Genomic DNA, 18673 nt, shown 5'->3' with positions numbered 1-18673 from the left:
GTCGCTCCTGACATGAGAACCCCAGCCGCCAAGCACAGCAACCGCTTCGTAGCCATCCAGCCACAGCAACCGCTCCGCATCTCGCCAACCACAGCAACCGCCCCGTACCCATCCAGCCGCGGCCCCGCCGCAGGAGATTCCACCAGTCGCTTCCCGGTGCGAGCCGCGCGATCTTCCCGTTGGCTCACGGTCACATGCATCGCAGAGTTTGCTGTTTCTGCAAATTGTCTTGCGCACCGGAGAACAAAAGGACCACACTCAAGTTGGCATCAAACCTCGGCCGAACCGCCTCGGCGTTTCGACCACCCACCACCGTTCAGGAGCATCATGTCTGCACCGACCTCACCCGAGAATTCCCGCCCGTCCGACCCAACTTCCCCCGCCATGTCCGACCCAACTTCCGCCGCCATGTCCGACCCAGCATCCCCCGCCATGCCCGTCCCGAACTCCCCCGCCGCATCCTCCCCGAGCGCTCAGTCCGCATCTGCAGCACAGTCCTTCGACATCGCCGTCATCGGCGGAGGCGCAGGTGGGCTCGCCGCATCGATCGCGTTGGCCCGATCTCTGCGCTCCGTCGTCGTCATCGACGCAGGTCAGCTCCGCAACGAGTCGAGCGCTCATGCTCACAATGTCCTCGGGAATGAGGGCATCAACCCGCGCGATCTCATCGCAAAGGGCCGCGCCGAAGCGGAGGAATACGGGGTCACCTTCATCGACGCGACCGCTGCCGACGTTCGCAGGCTCGAACCGACCGACACCGCGACCGGAGAAGCCGATCGTCTCAACGAGGCGGCCCCGGGCCATCGCTTCGAACTGACCACCTCGGCGGGGGCACAGATCTCGGCCCGCCGCGTCATCATCGCGACCGGGTCGAGCGATGAACTGCCGGACGTCCCGGGCCTCGCAGAGGGCTGGGGCGAAACAGTCCTCCACTGCCCCTACTGCCATGGCTACGAGGTGCGCGGGCAGCGCATCGGCGTCATCGGATCGACCGCCATGTCCTACCATCAGGCGATGCTGTTCTCCCAGCTCAGCAACCGCGTGACCTTCATCCGCCACGATGCGCCCGCACCCGATGCGCAGCAGACAGCGATGCTCGAATCGCTCGGGATCGAGTACGTCGACGCAACCGTCACCGAGGTGGCCCGTGTCGGTGCCGAATCCGTCGTTTCGCTGGAGCCGGCAGATGCCTTCGCCGGGTCCGACACCGCAGACAACGACGACATCGTCGGCACCGTCGACGTCGCCGGTGCGGCCACCACCGGCACCGTCGATGCGGCGGAGACAGCAGACGCTGCCGCGGCAGGCGCGACAGACGCGGCGAACGAAATCGTCTTCGACGCGCTCACCGTCGGCGCATATGCGCGGGCGAATGCCGAACTGTTCACCCAGCTCGGCGGCGAGGTCGTCGAACATCCCAGCGGAATGGGCAGCTTTATTCCCACGCAGATGGGAGGCCAAACCGATGTTCCGGGCGTGTGGGCTGTGGGCAACGGCGCGGACATTTCGGCGATGGTCGTCGCCAGTGCCGCCAGCGGCGTGCTCACCGGTGCTCAGGTCAACGCCGACCTCATCATGGAATCGCTCGACTGACCCACCGGCCCGGCGGAAACAGCAACGACGCGCGGAAACGTGCGCGGCGAAAACCGGAGCCGCATGCAAATACGCGCGGAAACGTGCACGGCGGAAGCCGGAGCCGCATGCAACGAGCAGACATTCGCGCCGTGCGGCCCGCGCTCGGGCGCACGCAAGCACCCGCACGGCCGACACATCGGTCGCAGGAGCCCAACGCCCCCTGCCTATGACCTCAGTGTGCAGCTTTCACACAGAGCACGGGCACCGCAGCGTCGAGGATGACCTTCTGAATCGTCGATCCGAGGAGGAACTTCCCGACCGGGGTCCGCTTCCTGGTTCCGAGCACGATCAGCTCGGCGGCCACCTCGGTGGCGGTGTCGAGGATCTGCTCGGCCGGATCGTATTCGCTGCCGAGGGTCAGCACCCGAAATTCCACGCCCGACTTGCTCAGGTAGTCCTTGACCGAAGCGAGCTCACCATCGCCGAGGCGGTAGGAATCATTGTGCTGCACCGACCGCGACGCATTGACGACGACCAGCTCCTTGCCGTCCTTCTTCGCCTGTGCGATGCCGGCGTCGAGGGCGGCATGTCCGGCGGGGTTGTTGACGTAGCCGACGAGAACAGTCATTTTTCACCTTCGTTGGGTTGAGCTGAACAGATCCGAGCGTGCAGGTCGGTAACCCACCATCCCAGGATATCGAGTCACCATGACACAGTCCGCAACCGCGCCCGCTCTTCGATGATCACGGCGACCGTCGAGGGCACGATCACCGCTCCCGACCGCCGAGGTCACGGCCCCACCCGACGTCGTGGTCTCGGCGATTCGGGACGGCGGGGCCGCCTCGACGATGCGGGACGGTGGGGCCACCTCGGCGAAGAGGTGGATTCACGTCAATTCTTCGGGATTGCGGAACCGGGTGCTCGTGCCCGTCGTCGAACGGTTCCACAACCAGGTCACGACCCACAGAACGACGCCGATGCCGACGAGCGCCACGGCGATCTGATATTGGATGAGGTCGTCGAGGCGGGCCCACGGACCGACGAGGAACGCGCAGGTGATGATGCCGATCCACGGCAGGATCGTCGGCGCTGTGAAGTGGTCGTGATCGACCGGATTCCGGCGCAGGACGAGCACGGCGACGTTGACGACCGCGAACACCGCCAACAGCAGCAGCGAGGTGGTACCGCCCAACGACGCGGTGACGGACTCGGGAAGGATCGTGCTGACCGCGAAGATGAGCGCATAGGCGATGAGCGTCGTGAAGATGATCGACACCCACGGCGAGCGACGGCCGGCCATGACCTTCGCGAATACGGGCGGCAGCACATTCTGCTTCGCCATTCCGTAGAGCAGACGGCTGGCCATGAGCATATTGATCAGCGCCGAGTTCGCTACGGCGAACATCGTCATGAAAGGGAAGATCGTGTCGATCGGCAGCCCCGGGGCGCCTTCGCGGACGACTTCGAGCAGCGGAGTCTCGCTCTCGGTGAGCACACCGATCGGCACGGCCGCGACGGTGACGATGGAGACCAGCACGTAGATGATGCCGGTGATCGTCAGACCCGAGAGCATGATCTTCGGGAACACCCGTGGGTCCTTCGTCTCCTCGACCATGTTCACCGAGTCCTCGAAGCCGACCATGGAGAAGAAGGCGAGCGCCGTGGCGCCGGTGACCGCCAGGAAGACGCTCTTGTCACCGGCGGTCTCGAAGATCATCACGCGTGAGAAGTCCGCATGCCCCGAACCGAGAGCGAAGAATCCGACGACGATGACCAGCAGCAGACCGGAGAGCTCGACGAGGGTGAGGAACACGTTGAACCACACGCTCTCGCCGACACCGCGGAGGTTGATCAGAGCGATGAGGGTGAGGAAGGCCAGGGCAATCCACATCACCCCTGTGCCCGAGATGTCCCAGCCGAAACCGGCCACGAGGTTCGCGGCGAAGACATTCGACGCCGTCGACGCCGAAGTGATTCCGGAGCTGAGCACGGCGAAGGCGACGAGGAACGTCACGAAATGGATCCCGAACGCCTTGTGCGTGTACAGCGCGGCACCCGCGGCATGCGGATACTTCGTCACGAGCTCCATATAGGAGAACGCGGTGATCAGCGCGATGAGGAAGGCGAGGATCACCGGCGCCCAACCGGCACCGCCGACCTGCCCGGCTACTTTGCCGGTCAGCGCATAGACACCGGTTCCGAGGATGTCACCGACGATGAACAGAAGCAGCAGCTTCGGCCCCATGACCCGTTTGAGAGTCTCGGGTTGGGGGCCGTCACCGGGGTCGATTGTGGTCGTGGGTTCTTTATCGCTCACGATTCCTCCGTGTCCGCTGCGGCCACTGTGCCGCAGATCTGGCTGCCCTGACTCTGGCCAGGACCTCGCCTAGTATGCCTAATCACGGACCACAGTGAGAAATGCCGAAAACAGAGCCTTGGCATCGCGTTCGCTCTCCGGCCCCAGCTCCCGCGCCTCATCGAGCAGTGTGTCCTTGTCGAAGCCCAGATCTGCCAGCTTCTGCGCATCCCAGCGTTCGATATTCGCCCGAGTCGACTCCGGATGGAACTGCGTCCCCCACGCCCGGCCGAACCGGAAGGCCTGGAACTCACACGCCGCGCTCGTGGCCAGAAGCGTCACCTCCTGCGGCAGCGCCACGATCCGATCGACATGGCTTTCGACGAACGACGTCTGCTCCCGGATCTCCGAGAACACGGGGTCGGCGGCCGCCTCGGTGGTGGTGTTGATGCGTGTATAGCCCTTTTCCGGGGCTCCTGTCCGGGCACGCACATCGGCGCCGATGACGTGGGCGATGAGCTGCCCGCCGAGGCAGATCCCCAGCTGCGGCAGATCCGTGTCCAGTGCATGCCGGACGAGCTCGGCCTCATCGGTCAGCCAGGGCGCGCGGTCCGTCTCATCGGGCATGTACCCGCCGCCGAGCATGATGAGCCCGTCGTAGGCATCGAGGTCGGCCGGCCGCGGCAGGGACGAGACCCCGCCGATGCGCAGATCGAATTCGACGTTTTCGCTGATCATCCATTGTGTCAGCAGCCCAGGTTGGGATTCGACGTCATTGACGATGATGAGCAGCCGAGTCATGATTCGACCCCCGCCGAGGCGGCCGGACCGTTCGTCTCCGAAGAGGCGGTGTCGGCGACGCTTCCGCCTTCCTTCGCCGAGGCGGCCGTTCCGTTCGTCGCCGACGGTGCCTCGTCCGCGGAGCCGAGGAAGGCCGTGTACGCGTCCTCGTGCGCGTCGAGGACGCGCATCGCATTGTCGAAGCCGAGCTTGCGCAGGTCGGTCTGCGACCACCCGCGGGAGGTGAGTTCGGCGAACAGGTTCGGGTACTGGCCTGCGTCGCCGAGTCCGGTGGGCAGTTCGTCGACTCCGCAGATGTCGCCGCCGAGGCCGATGTGATCGATGCCGATCCTCTCGCGGACGTAATCGCAGTGGTCGGCGACCTCGGCCACTCCCACCTCGGGGGCGGCGCCCTGTTCTCCGGCGTCGATCCATTCGCGTCGGGCGTTGGAGACGAAGGAGGGCACGAAGGTCATCATCGCCACTCCCCCGTTGCCTGGCACACGGTCGAGGACGTCATCGGGGATGTTGCGCGGGTGCGGGTTGAGCCCGTAGGCGCAGGAGTGGGTGAAGAGCACCGGCAGGGTCGACTGGTCGAGCGACTGGTGCATGACGCTCGGCGCGACATGGGAGAGGTCGAGGATCATGCCGATCCGGTTCATCTCCGCCACGACCTCACGGCCGAATTCGCTCAGGCCCCCGTGCTGCGGTTCGTCGGTCGCCGAGTCGGCCCACGAATGCGTGGTCGACCATGTCAGCGTCATGTATCGGGCCCCGGCACGGGCGTAGGAGCGCAGCACTGCCAGCGACTCGTCGATCTGCTGCCCGCCTTCGACGCCCATGAGTGAGGCGACCTTCCCAGCGGCGCGCGCGGCACGGACGTCGGCGGCGGTGCGGGCGAAAGCGAGACGTTCGGGGTAGGCGCTGACCACGCGCTGGATGGCGTCGATCTGCTCCCACGTGGCCTTGACCGCGTCCGCGCCGGTGATCGAGGAATGGACGTAGACGGACCAGTACTGCGCAGCGACGCCGCCGGCACGCAGCTGGTCCATCGTCGTGAAGGGCGAGACTGACGGATCGTTGAGTCCCTCCACGCTGTAGTCGCGTTCCTCGCGCAGGAACCACGCGAGGTCGTTGTGCCCGTCGAAGACGTCGATGACTGCGCTGCTCGAGGCGCCTGCGGAACTGCCGGCGGCGGCGTTGGTGGAATCTGTTACGGTCACGATGCTGATCCTTCCGATGAGGCGTGAGTGAGGTGCGGAGCTTGAGTGCAGGTCTGCGTCGAAGCCATTATCCGAGTCCAGAGAGCAGCTGTGCCGACCACAGACCCAGGAACGTGCCGAGGAACGTGCCCATCAGCGCGAACAGCACACCGACCGGGACGAGCTGCCGGTTGAAGGCACCCGCGACGACCGGCGCCGAGGCGATGCCGCCGATGTTCGCGGTGCTGGCCACGGCGATGCTGAAGAGTTCGGTGCGAGTGAGTTTCGCGTAGACGAGCATGATGGCGATGTGGACGACCAGGACGATGATTCCGGCCACCAGGTACAGCGGTGCTTCCGCCAGAGACGTGAAGTCCGAGCCGGAGGCGATGATGCCGATGATGAGGTAGAGCAGGATCGTCGCCAGCTCATTGGACCCGGAGGTCTTGCCGAACCGAGTCGATCCGATGACGAGGCCGAGGACGCTGACGATGAGGATCGTCCACGCAGTGGCGTTGATGACCACACCGACCTCTGGAAGCAGTTCGCCGAGGCGGATCGCCAGTGCCGAGGCCAGGAGCGCAAATCCGATGAGCCCGAACATCGACGACAGAGTCATCGGCTTCTCCTCCTCCGCGTCGACCCTGTCGGTGAAATCGAGCTTCGACATATCGGCCTCCGTCCACCGGTTGAACGCGTCGGAGACCGTGACGGAGGAGAAGATGAGCAGCAGCCAGAACGAGTAGAGCACCGTGTCGACGATGAGGACGTAACCGAACACATCCTCGGGAGCATGGAGGACCTCCTGCACCGCAACCATGTTCGCCGAACCGCCCGTCCACGAGGCGTTGAGTGCGCCGAGGGCCTTCCACGCTTCGGGGTCGAGACTGGAGTGCAGGATCAGATAGCTGATGATGAACCCGGCGATGATGCTCGCCGCGGTCACGGCGAAGGTCAGCAGCAGCTTCGGACCGAGCTTGATGATCTGCCGAATATCGCATTTGAACAGCATGAGCAGGATCATCGCGGGCAGCAGCGCCGTGCGCAGAGTATCGCCGACGTCGTCGATATCCCCGCCGTTGTGGTCGAAGACGCCGATGGTGTTGAGCAGCGCGGCCACGATATAGAGGATGACGAAGCCGGGCACATACTTGAAGAGTCTGAAACGCCCGCTCCGGTCCGCAACGACGAGCGCTGCGGAGATCGCCAGAAGCAGGCTGATGAATAGATAACCGTCCGTGATCACAAACGACACTTCCTCATTGAATTCGTCCACCCCGACAGCGACACCGTCGGCGGCACCGGGGATGAAGCAATGTGCAGTTGTCGATCGGATCCGGTCCGGTGAGGGACCGGGCAATCGCGGTGGTCGGACGCGCTACTGAGCGGCAACCTCGCGGTACTTCTTCACGGCGTTGTTCACTGCTGTGATCAGGGCCTTCTGCGAGGAGCCGTGGTAGCGGCGCTGGATGCGCTCTATCAGTCGACCGGGGTCCGTGATGTCGGCATCGACGAACAGGCTCCGAATGAAGTTTCGAGTCAGAGCCAACGTCGCCGTGCAGTCCACATCGAGGATGCGGTGGGTGCCCGGATCGATCTCGAAAGCCACGTAGAACAGACCGAACTGGCTGGTGATCGGGTTGTTCGACGGAGCCTTCGCTTCGCCAGTGAGGTAGATCGTTTCGGACATCGCCCACCAGACTACCCCACGGTTCTCCGCGCCGGGGGTGGTTCAGAGGGAGTCGAACTTCGACCAGACGCAGTCGAGGGTCGTGCGGCTGACGACGAAGGTCGTGCGTTGCAAGGCGAGGTCGCATCGACGGCAGTCACGGTCATAGGAACCGGTGGATGGCGTCGCCGGCTTCGCGCATGATCGGCATGACGTCGACGACGCGGTCGGTGCCCGGCTCCCAGTTCGCGAACACCGCATAGGCGACACGGCGGGTGCGCGTCATGACGATCCCGGCATCGGCCCTGATCGTCCCGTTCGTGCCTGTCTTGTTCCACACCCACACGTCGCGCTGGTAGTTGTAGTGCGCAAGCGGGTCGAGGTCGAACGCCGAGGCGACCATCGAGGTGTCCGCACCGGCCCCCAACCAGCGGCGGAAGACCTCGTTCGTCGATTCGTCCCAGAACTCGTCCTTGGCATGCCTGGCCATGAAGTCACTGATCTCCGCGGCCGTGCCCGTCGACAGGGTCCGCGGGGCCTTGGCAGGTCGCGGCCAGCGCAGGAAGTCGTGCAGACCCGAATTCCGGTACCCGAGCTTGTCCACCTGCTCCGCGACATTGGCCAAACCGACCCGGCGGATGAGCACGTTCGTGGCGAAGTTGTCGCTGAACGCGCCGATGAGCAGAGCGACGTCGAAGATGCTCAGGTCGTCCTGCTCCATGAGGTACCAGATCCCGGATTCGTCGACTCGTTCCGACGGCCTGCGGTGCAGGCGTTCCTCCAGGTCAAGCGTGCCGTCCTTAGACATCTGCAGTGCCGTGTGGAGCAGGAAGACCTTGCCCATGCTGGCGGTGTCGAGTTCGTCGTTCTCTCTGTGAGCGAACACCCGTTCCCCGCTGTCGACGTCGAAGGCCAGAGCACTGAAGCGCACTCCGGGCAGTCCATCGAATTTCAGTTCGCTCATCGTTGAGCCGCTCCTTCCGCTGTTGTGTTCGCTGCCGCATCATGCCCGTCCGCTCGGTCCACCCACAGCCGCGGCACCTCACCGGCCGGAGCGTCGAGGGTGACGTCGACACCGAGCGGGACGCTGGGCGCATCCGGGTCGTGCCCGAAACCGAGCTCGGACACGATCGGAATGCCCGCATCGCCGAGGTAGTCGATGACCAGCGCCTCGACCTCGTGCACCTTCGCGCAGTCCTCCCACGACCCGAGCACCACGGCATCGGCCGAGGCGAACCATCCGCCGCGGACCAGCTGCACCAGCAGGTTGTCGAGCCGGTACAGTTCCTCGTCGACATCTTCGAGCATGAGGACGCTCGGGCCGTACTTCTGCCGACGGTCGCGGACATCGGCGAGCTCGGGACTGCCCATGCCTGCGGCGATGAGACTGAGATTTCCCCCGCCGAGGCGGCCCCGCGCTCGCCCGGGAACCAGAGTCTGCGCCCGGCTGAGAGGACGATTCGCATCCCCCGCGACAGTGTCCGGCAGAAAATTGGTCACTTTCGGAGACTTTTCGGCGCCAGAAATGTCCGATGGTGACCTATTCTCCGTGTCTGCGTCCTCCGCGGGGAAGCCGAGTTCGCGGCCGCCCCAATGGTCGAACAGCCAGGAGGCCACCTCGTCGGGCACGACGGCCGAATTCTTGAACGGATCGTTGCCGACCATCGGGCAGAACAGCGTCGCCACCCCCAGGTGATGCTCCCACGCCTGGTGCAGCGCGGTGATGTCCGAGGACCCGGTGAGCAGCTTGGGCCGACCGTCACGCCGCCGCATGTGCCTGCGCATGAGGTCGAAGTCGATGCCGTCGAGCAGCCGCATCGCCCCGAAGCCGCCGCGCAGTGCGATGACGGCATCGGTGCCCGGATCGCACCAGGCGTCGACGAGGTCGTCGCGCCGCTGCCGATCGGTGCCGGCCAGATAGGTCACCCGCGGGTGACGGGCACGGATGTTCTCACCAGGCACGACGCGCAGACCCCAGGATTCGAGCTGCGCGATCGCGCGAAGCAGCGACTCCTCATCGGTCGGGCCCGAGGGCGCGATCAGGCGGACGGTGTCCCCGGCCTGCAGCGGCGCCGACTCAAGATACGAGCTCGAGATTTCCGTTCTACTCATTCCTCACCAGACTCTGACTTCCCAGTCGCGGAACCGCGGCCAGCAGTTCCTGCGTGTATTCGTGCTGTGGATTCGACAGCACCGTGTCGACTTCACCGTATTCCACAATCTCACCTTTCTTCATCACGGCCACGGTGTCCGCGATGTTCCAGGCCAGCCCGAGGTCGTGGGTGATGATGAGGGCACTCATCCCGAGGTTCTTCTTCAAAGCGAGGAACAGCGACAGGATCTCTCCGCGCACCGAGGCGTCCAGCGACGCCACCGGCTCATCGGCGATGAGCAGCTGCGGTTCCAGAGCCAAGGCGCCGGCGATGACGACACGCTGCCGCTGCCCTCCGGAGAGCTCCTGCGGAATCGATTCGAGGTAGTCCGCGGCGGGAGTGAGCTCGGCGGCTTCGAGTGCCCCGATGACCCTCTCGTACTGACGGTCCCTGATCCCCTGCACCCGCAGTCCTTCGACCACGGCCTCGTAGACGCTGCGCTTGGGGTTGAGCGACCCCGAAGGATCTTGAAGGATCATCTGCACCTTCCTCCGGAACGTTCGCAGCGCCTTCGCCTTCCGTGGCAGGGGCGAGCCGGCGAAGGCCAGCTGCGAGCCCGGCTCCACCTCCTGCAGTCCGAGCAGCGACCGTGCCAAGGTCGTCTTCCCCGAACCCGACTGGCCGACGACGGCGAGGATCTCGGCCCTGCGCAGCTTGAGGTCGACCCCACGCACGGCGCGTTCCCGTCCTCTGCGGGTATCGAAGGAGACGCTGAGGTTCTTCGCCTCGAGCACCACCTCCTCGCTCATGGCGAACGGTTCGGCCCGGTGCACCTCGGCGGGTTTGAGAGTGCGCGGATGCAACCGTGATTCGGGGTCCCCGATCTGCGGGAACGCACCGGCCAGCTGCTTCGTGTATTCCACTTGCGGCTGCAGGCACACCTCGTCGCTGGGCCCGTATTCGACGAGCTCACCATGGCGCATGATCGCGAGATTCGCGCAGACGGCCGAAAGCACGGCGAGGTCGTGGCTGATCATCAGCAGCGATATGCCTCGGTCGGCCACGAGGTCGGCCAGTCCGGACAGGATCTGTTTCTGCACGATGACGTCGAGGGCAGTGGTCGGTTCGTCGGCGATGATGATGTCCGGTTCGCACGCGAGCGCCATGGCGATCATGATCCGCTGCTTCTGCCCGCCGGAGAGTTCGTGCGGGTAGGCGCTGGCCTTCGCTCTCTCGAGGTCGACCTCATCGAGGAGTCCGAACATCCGCTCCCGGCGCTTCTCCGGAGTCGTCCACGTGCCCTTCGCATGGTGTTCGAGGGCTTCGATGATCTGCTTGCCCACCTCACGGACCGGGTTGAGCGAATGCAGGGCACCTTGGAAAACGATCGAGGCCTGCGCCCAGCGGACCGCGCGGATCTCGCCGAAGCTCAGCTCCTTGATGTCCTTCCCGCCGAGGAGGACCCGCCCATCCAGCCGAGCCGACTTCGGCAGCAGGCGCAGGGCCGACATGATCAGCGTCGACTTCCCGGAACCGGATTCGCCGGCGATGCCCAGCGTGGCCCCTGCCGGCAGGTCGAGGCTGACGTCGCTGACGGCGATGACATCGCCGCGGTCGGTGGAGGAGCGGTAGGTGATCGAGACGTTCTCGAAGCTGAGATCGGTCATCAGCGACTCCTCAGGGCCGGGTTGATGATGGCTTCGAACGCGCGCCCGACCATCGTGAACGCAAGCACGACGAGGAGGATCGCCACACCCGGGGTGAGCACGTACCACCAGTATCCGGAGGTCGCGGCCGAGACATCCATCGAGTTCTTCAGAATCGTTCCCCATGATTCCTTGCTCGTATCGCCGAGGCCGAGGAACGACAGCGTCGATTCGGCGATGATCGCACCGCCGACGGTCAGCGTCGTGTTCGCGAGCACGAGCGGCATCACTGCCGGCAGCAGGTGCCGGAACAGAATATGCCGATGACCGGCACCGAGGATGCGCGCCCGTTCGATGTAGAGCCGAGATTCTACGCTCAGGGTCTGCGAGCGCACGATCCGTGCGGTCGAGGCCCAGGAGGTCAGTCCGATGGCGATGACGATGGTGAGGACTCCGCGTTCGAGGACGGAGGAGAGCACGATCGCCAGCAGCAGGGACGGAAGGACGATGAAGAAGTCGACGATGCGCATGATGACGCCGCCGAACAGTCCGGTGAAGTGGCCTGCGGCCAGGCCCATGATGGTGCCGATGACCATCGACATGACGGTCGCCGCGACACCGACGAGGATGGATACGCGGGCACCCCAGAGGATGCGCACCCACAGCTCTCGGCCCAGACCATCGGTGCCCAAGGGGTGGTCGAGGCTCGGTGGGGCGTAGCGAGGGGCATCGAGCTGCTTCGTGACGTCGAGCATCGATTCGGGAGCGATGATCGGGGCGGCGACCGCGATGACGATGAAGAACAGGAGGACGACCGCGCCGATGAGCGCGGGCACGTCCGCGCGGAACAGCGCCCAGTTCTTCTTCGCATTGTTGAGCCGACGTTCGCGGATGAGTTTGGCCCCGTCGATGGCGGGCGTTGATCCCCGTGTTTCCGATCCACGCGGATTCGGTTCGTTCGATGAGGGGTCGGGGGCCGCCTCGGCGGGGGTGTTCGCGCTCATCAGGCCCTCCTGACGCGGGGATCGAGGAATCGGTAGACGATGTCGGCGGCGAGGTTCATCAGGATGATGATCGCCGAGAACACGACGAATGTGCCCTGCAGAAGCGGCAGGTCGGGGCCGCGGATCGCTTCGAAGGTGAGTTTTCCGAGACCCGGCCAGGAGAACACCGCTTCGACGGTGACGGCGCCGGCGATGAGCCCGCCGATGTGGAGGAAGACGACGGTGACGGTCGGCAGCAGCGCGTTGGGCACGGCATGTCTGCGGCGGACTTCGTCCTCGTTCAGGCCCTTGGCTCGAGCGGTAGTGAGGTAGTCCTCGTTCATCTCCTCGAGGAGGGACGCGCGCATGACCATGAGGAACTGCGCGTAGACGACCGCGACGAGCGAGATGACGGGCAGGATGAGGTGTTTGATGACGTCGATGATGCCGGCGGGCGACCACGGGTCGAGTCCGGGGGTGATCATGCCGCCGGTGGGCAGCCACTGCAGGGTGCCGCCGAAGATCATGAGCAGGATGAGGCCGAGCCAGAACGTCGGCACCGACCAGAACACCAGCGAGGTCGAGGAGGCGAGTTTGTCGAAGAGCGAATTGCGCCGCCAGGCCGAGAGCTGTCCGAGCCACAGGCCCAGAGCGATCGCGATGACCGCTGCGGTGGCGGTCAGCAGCAGCGTCGGCCCGAGGTAGTCGCCGATGAGCGAGGACACGGACTTGCGGTAGACGTAGGACTCGCCGAGGTCACCGGTGACGATGCCGACGAGATAATCCCAGAACTGGACGATGACGGGTTTGTCGAGACCGTATTGGCGGTACAGTTCGGCGATCTGCGCCGGACTCATCGGCCGTTCCTTGGCGATCTTGAGCACCGGGTCGCCGGGCAGCATGCGGAAGGCGAAGAAGCCGAGGAGGATGACGAGCACCATCGATGTCGCGGCCCCGCCGATCTTGCCCAGCAGGTAACGGGCGAATGATCCGCCCGCAGGTGGTTCGTCCATGTCGGCGGTGCCGACGGATCCCGGCGCCGAGGCGGCCGTCGAGTTCTCCGAAGATGCGCCCGGGGCGGCGGGGTCCCCGGGTCGGGGGTCCCCAGGTCGGGATTCCCCGGGCTGGGGATCGTCGTGGGTGGGTGTGCTCACTGTGGTGCTCCAGATCGTGGGGGCCGCGTCCGGCCCCGTTCAGGCTGGTCTGCCGGTCGGGTCTGCCGTGCCGTCCGAGGCTCCGGGTGCCGCGATCGCATGCGGCACCCGGACCTCAGGGGTGGGGACTATTCGCGGTCGTCGGACTTCTTGCGACGGCTGAGCAGCCAGCCGCCTCCACCGAGGACGACGATCACGGCTGCCGCGATGCCGATCCAACCGCCGGCGCCGAGCCCACCGCCGCCTGCAGCGTCTTCTTCACTGACCGGTTCGACCGAGGCGTAGCCCCAGTAGCCGACCTGGTTGGCGATGGCACCGCCGTCCGTGGGCTGCTTCGTGAAGTTGTCGAACCGGTCCGAGCGGGAGGCTTCGAGCTGGTTCGGGTACCACAGCGTCACCGAGGGGGCTTCCTCGTAGTGGATGGCCAGGGCCTTCTGGACGAGCTCAGCCCGCTTGGCCTTGTCGAGTTCGACGTGCTGAGCCTGATACAGCTTGTCGAATTCCTTGTTGCACCAACCGTCCTGGGTGGTGCCGCCGTTGCCGTCGGCGTCGGGGCGCTGACCGCAGGTGTTGATGCTCAGCTGGTAGTCGGGATCGGGGTTGATCGACCAACCGGAGAAGTACATGTCGTAATCGCCCTTGGTGGTGCGTTCGGACACGGTGTCGACATCGCTGGATTCGTTGTCGAGATCGATGCCGATGTCCTTCATCCACGGCTTGATGAACTTCGCTGTGTTCTCTTCGATCGGGTTGTCGGCGTCGGTGAGGAAGCGCAGCTTGAGCTTCTTTCCGTCCTTTTCGCGGATGCCGTCCGAACCTTCCTTCCACCCGGCGTCATCGAGCAGCTTCTTCGCCTTGCTCACATCGAAGCCGCTGATGACCTTGTTGTCGGGCTTCAGTGCCCACGTCGGGTAGACGGCGGGGATGAAGCTCGTGGCCGGCTGCGCGTAGTCCTGCATGACCTGTTTGCGCAGGGTCTCGGTGTCGATGCCGGCCCGGATAGCCTGGCGGACCTTCTTGTCCTTGAGTGCCTCGTTGCCGGTGCCGAATTCCTTGCCCTTGGCGTCGGCGACTCCCGGGTTGATGGAGATGCCGTTGAAACGGCGGCCGTGGCCGTCGTTGAGTTCGACGTTCTTCGCCCCCTCGAGGGCAGTGAACTGATCGGGGCTGAGCCCGGTGATGAAGTCGACCTCGCCGGAGCGAATCGCCTGCACCTGGGCGTCGGAATTCGTGTAGTAGCGATACTGAATCTCGTCGAGCTTCGGCTTGCCGCGCCAGAAGTTCGGGTTGGCCTTGAGCGTGATCGACTTGTTCGCTTCATAGGACTCGAGCTGGAACGGTCCCGAACCAACCGACTGCTCGTCGTTCTTGAAGTCGCCGGGTTTGTCGATCTTCGACCACACGTGTTCGGGAACGACGGGGATCTCCTGGCCGGGGTTGTTCGCCTGCGGCTTCTTCAGGGTGATGACAAGGGTGGATTCGTCGGGGGCTTCGACCTTCTCGAAGTTTTCGACGAGGCTGCCGTTGGCCACCGCCATCTCGTCCTTCTCCATCATCTGGTTGTAGGTCCAGGCGACGTCCTTCGAAGTCAGCGGTTCATCATCGGACCACTTCATGTCCGGTCGCATCGTGTACGTCCAGACCTTGCCATCGGAGTCCGTGGTCCACTCGGTGGCCAGTCCTTCTGTGACGGAGCCGTCCTTCGCGTCGTTGGCCACAAGGTTCTCGTACATGTACCGGAACGTGTTGGTCGGGACCAGATAGAAGGAGGTGAAGGGATTGAACGAATCGACGAAGCCGTCGGTGGCGATCCGCAGGACGTTGTCGTCGGCCGGAGCCTCGGAGGTGGCGGCCTGGGCCGGCGCGGTGGCCAACGACCCGGCAAGTGCCAGTGCTGCGGCGCCGGCCAGGCATCGTTGCCAGCCTTTGCGCAGTGTGCCGTGTCTGCGCGACGTGTGGTGAGTGAACATCATTGTCCTTCTGCTCGTGCGGTGATTCATTTGTCACTCCCCGACCGGGACGAATGGGTCGTTCGTCGGACTCAGGGTGAGTGTGTTCCTTATCACTCTACGTTCGAAGTGACGTGTTTTCGGCGCAACACCACACAAAGATGCTTGTCAGCGACTGTGCAAACACCACAGCGGTCGTGGAGCGACCGCCCTCTCCGCTTCTCAGGCTTTCTGCGTCGATCGGTCGACGCTGCGGTGGGCGATCTGTTCGGAGGTCTCGGCTTTGCGCAGCCTCTGCACGATCGCGATGCCGACGAGCACCGCCAGGCCGATGAGCGAGATCCACAGGGCCGGGTAGACCAGCGCGATCCCGCCGGCAACCAGCAGCACTCTCTCCACCACGTTGGTGACGCCGAAGAAGTAGCCGGCCATTCCCGCGGCCACGCCGACCATCCCCAGGCACAGCGTCACGAGGGCCGTGACCATGTCCTGCCAGGTTCCCTGCAGCAGCAGCGCCGGCTGGAGGATGAAGACGTAGGGGATGAGGAATCCGGCGATCGCGATGCGCACTGCAGTCATTCCTGCCTTCATCGGGTTCGCGGCCGCGATGCCGGCACCCGCATAGGCAGCGAGGCAGACGGGCGGGGTGATGTCGGCGAGGATGCCGAAGAAGAAGACGAACATGTGCGCGGCGATCAGCGGCACATCGAAGTTGTTGTACAGGATCGGCGCGGCGACCGTTGCCGTGACCACGTAGTTCGCGGTTGTCGGAAGACCCATGCCGAGGACCAGGCAGGCGATCATGACCATGAACAGCACGATGAAGAAGTTGCCGCCGGCCAGGTTGACCAGACCCTTGCCCAGCTGACCACCGAGACCGGTCACGGTCACCGTGCCGGCGACGATGCCGGCCGTGGCACAGGCGGCGATGACCGGCAGCGCCGTGCGCGCTCCCGCGATGAGGACGTTGACGAGCGCCCTGGGGCTGAGACGGGTCATCTTCCGCAGGAAACTGAGGAGGAAGGCTGTGCCGATGCCGAACAGCGCCGCGCGGATCGGAGACATGCCCGAGAGCAGCGTGAGCACGATGACCACCAGCGGCAGCAGCAGGTCGAGCCGCTTGAGCAGTTCGCGACCTTCCGGCAGGGCGGATTTCGCCATCCCGAGGATGCCGCTCATCTTCGCTTCGAAGTGGATGGACAGGAACGCACCGAGGAAGTAGAGCAGTGCCGGGATGATGGCGATGACGATGAGGCCGTTGTATTCGAGGTCGGGCACATTCTGGGCCATGATGAACGCGGCAGCGCCCATGATCGGCGGCATGATCTGACCGCCGGTCGACGCCGTGGCCTCGGTGGCGGCGGCGAAGTGGGGCTTGAACCCGGCCTTCTTCATCAGCGGGATGGTGAACGATCCCGAGGCGACGGTATTGGCCACCGAGGATCCGGAGACCATTCCCTGGAGCCCGGAGGCGACGACGGCCGCCTTCGCCGGTCCTCCGGTGTAGCGTCCGGTGAGCCGGAAGGCGAGGTCGTTGAAGAACTGACCGATGTTCGTGTGCACGAGCATCACGGCGAAGAACAGGAAGAGGAAGATGAAGTTGGCCGAAACCTGCACCGGGGTGCCGAAGATGCCGGAGCCGTTGGACAGGAACATGTTCGTCGCGAGGTCCTCGACGCTCAGCCCGGAGTGCCTGAAGACAGGGCTGTGGTTGCCGAAGAGCCCGTAGAACAGCGCAGCCCCGGCGATGACGACGATGGGCAGACCGACGCAGCGACGGGTAGCTTCGAGGATGAGCAGCACGCCGAGGATCGCCACGACGAAGTCGAGAGTCGAATAGCCGAGGATCTGGACGGAGTTGCTCACCAGACGCGAGTAGTCGAAGAAGACGTAGAGATTGCAGAACAGCCCGGCGAGGCCGAGCAGCACGTCGTACCAGGGGACACGGCTGCCGCGGCCGATGAGGAAGTCGGCGACGCGGTTGCCGGTGGCGGGAGCGTCGAGGAGCCTCCTGCCGGCCGGGTAGAGGAAGAAGATCAGCGCGGTCGCCCCGGCCAGGTGGAGTGACGAATGCATCCACGTGTTGAACGGCCGTTCGAGTGCGGCGTAGAGGTGGTAGAGGGTGAAGACGACGGAGACACCGCCGATCACCCACGCCCACCAGCCGAGGTCCGTTCGGAACCGACTCGAGGAGTCGACGTCACGCAGGGCCTTCTCTCTCGCCTGATCGGCCGCCACCGTCGGCGCGGCAGCCGTCCCGGCCGAGGAGTCCCCCGGCCGGGGTGCTGTCGTCTCGTCACTCACGGCAGGTCGACGCCCTCTTCTTCGAAATACTTCTTGGCTCCGGGATGCAGCGGGACGTCTCCGATTCCCTGCATCGCGGTGTCCTTCTCGATGAGCTTGCCGACGTCGAGGGTGATGCCGTCGGCGTTCTCGAACACAGCCTTGGTCAGCCCGTAGGCCGTGTCTTCGCTGACTTGTTCGGTCGACGCCACCAGAGCGGCGAACACGGAGACCGTCGGCACGTCATCGTCGAGGAAGTCGTAGGCCTCGGCAGGGATGTCATAGGACTCCGCGCCCGTCGACTCCTCGATCGCCGAGACGACGTCATCATCGAGCTCGAGCAGCCTGACGTCGGTCGAGGCGGCCAGCTGGGTCAGACCGGCGACCGGCGTGCCCACGACGAAGATCGTCGCGTCGATCTGCTTGTCGCCGAGCATATCGGTCGATGCCCCGAAGTCCGTGACCTCGGGGGTGTAGTCGGACTCGCCGATGTCCGCGGCTTCGAGGATCGCATCGGAGATCGCCCGCGTGCCCGATCCGGCGTCACCGACGGCGATCTTCTTGCCCTTGAGGTCATCGACGGACTTGATGTTCGAATCATCGCGGACGATGATATGCGCGGCCTCCGGGTAGAGGGAGGCCAGCCAGCCGATGTTGTCGAGCTTCGTGCCGTCCAGGTCCTCGAGCTCACCGTTGACCGCATCGTTCGCAGTATCGCTCTGGGTGAAGCCCATCTGCCATTCGCCCTGGTAGATCTTTCCGAGGTTCTCGGCCGATGCTCCTGATTCGACGTAGTTGACGGTGACCCCGTCGACGTCGTCCTCGAAGATCGAGGCGAGTTCACCGCCGAGCGGATAGTAAGTGCCCGAAGTGCCGCCGGTGCCGAGGGTGAGGTCGTCCGTGGTTTCGCCCCCGCCCCCGCTGCCTCCGGATCCGCAGGCTGTCAGGCTGAGAGCCAAGGCGGCGATGGCCGCGATGGTCGCGCGTCGGAATGTCATGTCGTCCTTCCTGGTACGTCGTCGTCACCAGCTGCTCTGCTGGAT

Annotated in this window: 15 protein-coding genes; 1 reads left to right on the top strand and 14 read right to left on the bottom strand. The window is 64.9% G+C overall.

Annotated elements, in window-relative coordinates:
* Window positions 1-432 precede the first annotated feature (432 nt).
* On the top strand, window positions 433-1593 hold the full coding sequence (locus tag ACSE4D_RS11290) for an NAD(P)/FAD-dependent oxidoreductase (RefSeq protein ID WP_436325963.1): 1161 nt from the start codon (window positions 433-435) through the stop codon (window positions 1591-1593).
* A gap of 214 nt (window positions 1594-1807) precedes the next feature.
* Here the strand turns inward: ACSE4D_RS11290 and ACSE4D_RS11285 are convergent, their stop codons facing one another.
* The 14 genes from ACSE4D_RS11285 to ACSE4D_RS11220 form a co-directional block, all read right to left on the bottom strand.
* Window positions 1808-2203, bottom strand: coding sequence for a universal stress protein (locus ACSE4D_RS11285; protein WP_135540072.1), 396 nt, complete (start codon window positions 2201-2203; stop codon window positions 1808-1810).
* A 258-nt stretch (window positions 2204-2461) separates the two neighbouring features.
* Window positions 2462-3892, bottom strand: a complete 1431-nt coding sequence (locus ACSE4D_RS11280) for an APC family permease (RefSeq protein WP_240689821.1) — start codon at window positions 3890-3892, stop codon at window positions 2462-2464.
* 78 nt (window positions 3893-3970) lie between these two features.
* Window positions 3971-4672, bottom strand: coding sequence for a type 1 glutamine amidotransferase (locus ACSE4D_RS11275; protein WP_436325962.1), 702 nt, complete (start codon window positions 4670-4672; stop codon window positions 3971-3973).
* Window positions 4669-5874, bottom strand: a complete 1206-nt coding sequence (locus tag ACSE4D_RS11270; protein ID WP_135540068.1) for a dipeptidase — start codon at window positions 5872-5874, stop codon at window positions 4669-4671. Before ACSE4D_RS11270 ends, ACSE4D_RS11275 begins: the two co-directional genes overlap by 4 nt.
* Window positions 5875-5941: 67 nt before the next feature.
* Window positions 5942-7099, bottom strand: coding sequence for a DUF819 family protein (locus ACSE4D_RS11265; RefSeq protein WP_135540102.1), 1158 nt, complete (start codon window positions 7097-7099; stop codon window positions 5942-5944).
* A gap of 132 nt (window positions 7100-7231) precedes the next feature.
* Window positions 7232-7543 (bottom strand): DUF3870 domain-containing protein, encoded by a 312-nt coding sequence (locus ACSE4D_RS11260; protein WP_135540066.1) that lies wholly within the window; start codon window positions 7541-7543, stop codon window positions 7232-7234.
* Window positions 7544-7685: 142 nt separating this feature from the next.
* On the bottom strand, window positions 7686-8486 hold the full coding sequence (locus ACSE4D_RS11255; protein ID WP_135540064.1) for a serine hydrolase: 801 nt from the start codon (window positions 8484-8486) through the stop codon (window positions 7686-7688).
* Window positions 8483-9634, bottom strand: coding sequence for a S66 peptidase family protein (locus ACSE4D_RS11250; protein WP_135540062.1), 1152 nt, complete (start codon window positions 9632-9634; stop codon window positions 8483-8485). The genes ACSE4D_RS11255 and ACSE4D_RS11250 overlap by 4 nt, the downstream gene beginning before the upstream one ends.
* A complete protein-coding gene (locus tag ACSE4D_RS11245; protein WP_135540060.1) occupies window positions 9627-11282 on the bottom strand; it encodes an ATP-binding cassette domain-containing protein in 1656 nt (551 codons plus the stop codon). Before ACSE4D_RS11245 ends, ACSE4D_RS11250 begins: the two co-directional genes overlap by 8 nt.
* Window positions 11282-12265, bottom strand: a complete 984-nt coding sequence (locus ACSE4D_RS11240) for an ABC transporter permease (protein ID WP_425119876.1) — start codon at window positions 12263-12265, stop codon at window positions 11282-11284. Before ACSE4D_RS11240 ends, ACSE4D_RS11245 begins: the two co-directional genes overlap by 1 nt.
* A complete protein-coding gene (locus ACSE4D_RS11235; protein ID WP_436325961.1) occupies window positions 12265-13398 on the bottom strand; it encodes an ABC transporter permease in 1134 nt (377 codons plus the stop codon). Before ACSE4D_RS11235 ends, ACSE4D_RS11240 begins: the two co-directional genes overlap by 1 nt.
* Window positions 13399-13526: 128 nt before the next feature.
* Complete coding sequence (locus ACSE4D_RS11230) at window positions 13527-15371, bottom strand: ABC transporter substrate-binding protein (protein ID WP_436325960.1); 1845 nt, start codon at window positions 15369-15371, stop codon at window positions 13527-13529.
* 198 nt (window positions 15372-15569) lie between these two features.
* Complete coding sequence (locus tag ACSE4D_RS11225; RefSeq protein WP_135540056.1) at window positions 15570-17651, bottom strand: TRAP transporter permease; 2082 nt, start codon at window positions 17649-17651, stop codon at window positions 15570-15572.
* Window positions 17648-18628 (bottom strand): TAXI family TRAP transporter solute-binding subunit, encoded by a 981-nt coding sequence (locus ACSE4D_RS11220; protein WP_436325959.1) that lies wholly within the window; start codon window positions 18626-18628, stop codon window positions 17648-17650. Before ACSE4D_RS11220 ends, ACSE4D_RS11225 begins: the two co-directional genes overlap by 4 nt.
* Between the last annotated feature and the right edge of the window lie 45 nt (window positions 18629-18673).

Source organism: Brevibacterium sp. FAM 27836, from assembly GCF_051351055.1.
Lineage (GTDB): Bacteria > Actinomycetota > Actinomycetes > Actinomycetales > Brevibacteriaceae > Brevibacterium.
This window is presented reverse-complemented; position numbering and strand designations above follow the sequence as displayed.

What these genes read in the sequence shown, in the direction of transcription:
- ACSE4D_RS11290 (WP_436325963.1), top strand. Translation starts at nt 433, where the DNA reads ATGCCCGTCCCGAACTCCCCCGCCGCATCCTCCCCGAGCGCTCAGTCC.
- ACSE4D_RS11285 (WP_135540072.1), bottom strand. Translation starts at nt 2,203, where the DNA reads ATGACTGTTCTCGTCGGCTACGTCAACAACCCCGCCGGACATGCCGCC.
- ACSE4D_RS11275 (WP_436325962.1), bottom strand. Translation starts at nt 4,672, where the DNA reads ATGACTCGGCTGCTCATCATCGTCAATGACGTCGAATCCCAACCTGGG.
- ACSE4D_RS11260 (WP_135540066.1), bottom strand. Translation starts at nt 7,543, where the DNA reads ATGTCCGAAACGATCTACCTCACTGGCGAAGCGAAGGCTCCGTCGAAC.
- ACSE4D_RS11255 (WP_135540064.1), bottom strand. Translation starts at nt 8,486, where the DNA reads ATGAGCGAACTGAAATTCGATGGACTGCCCGGAGTGCGCTTCAGTGCT.
- ACSE4D_RS11250 (WP_135540062.1), bottom strand. Translation starts at nt 9,634, where the DNA reads ATGAGTAGAACGGAAATCTCGAGCTCGTATCTTGAGTCGGCGCCGCTG.
- ACSE4D_RS11245 (WP_135540060.1), bottom strand. Translation starts at nt 11,282, where the DNA reads ATGACCGATCTCAGCTTCGAGAACGTCTCGATCACCTACCGCTCCTCC.
- ACSE4D_RS11240 (WP_425119876.1), bottom strand. Translation starts at nt 12,265, where the DNA reads ATGAGCGCGAACACCCCCGCCGAGGCGGCCCCCGACCCCTCATCGAAC.
- ACSE4D_RS11230 (WP_436325960.1), bottom strand. Translation starts at nt 15,371, where the DNA reads ATGATGTTCACTCACCACACGTCGCGCAGACACGGCACACTGCGCAAA.
- ACSE4D_RS11220 (WP_436325959.1), bottom strand. Translation starts at nt 18,628, where the DNA reads ATGACATTCCGACGCGCGACCATCGCGGCCATCGCCGCCTTGGCTCTC.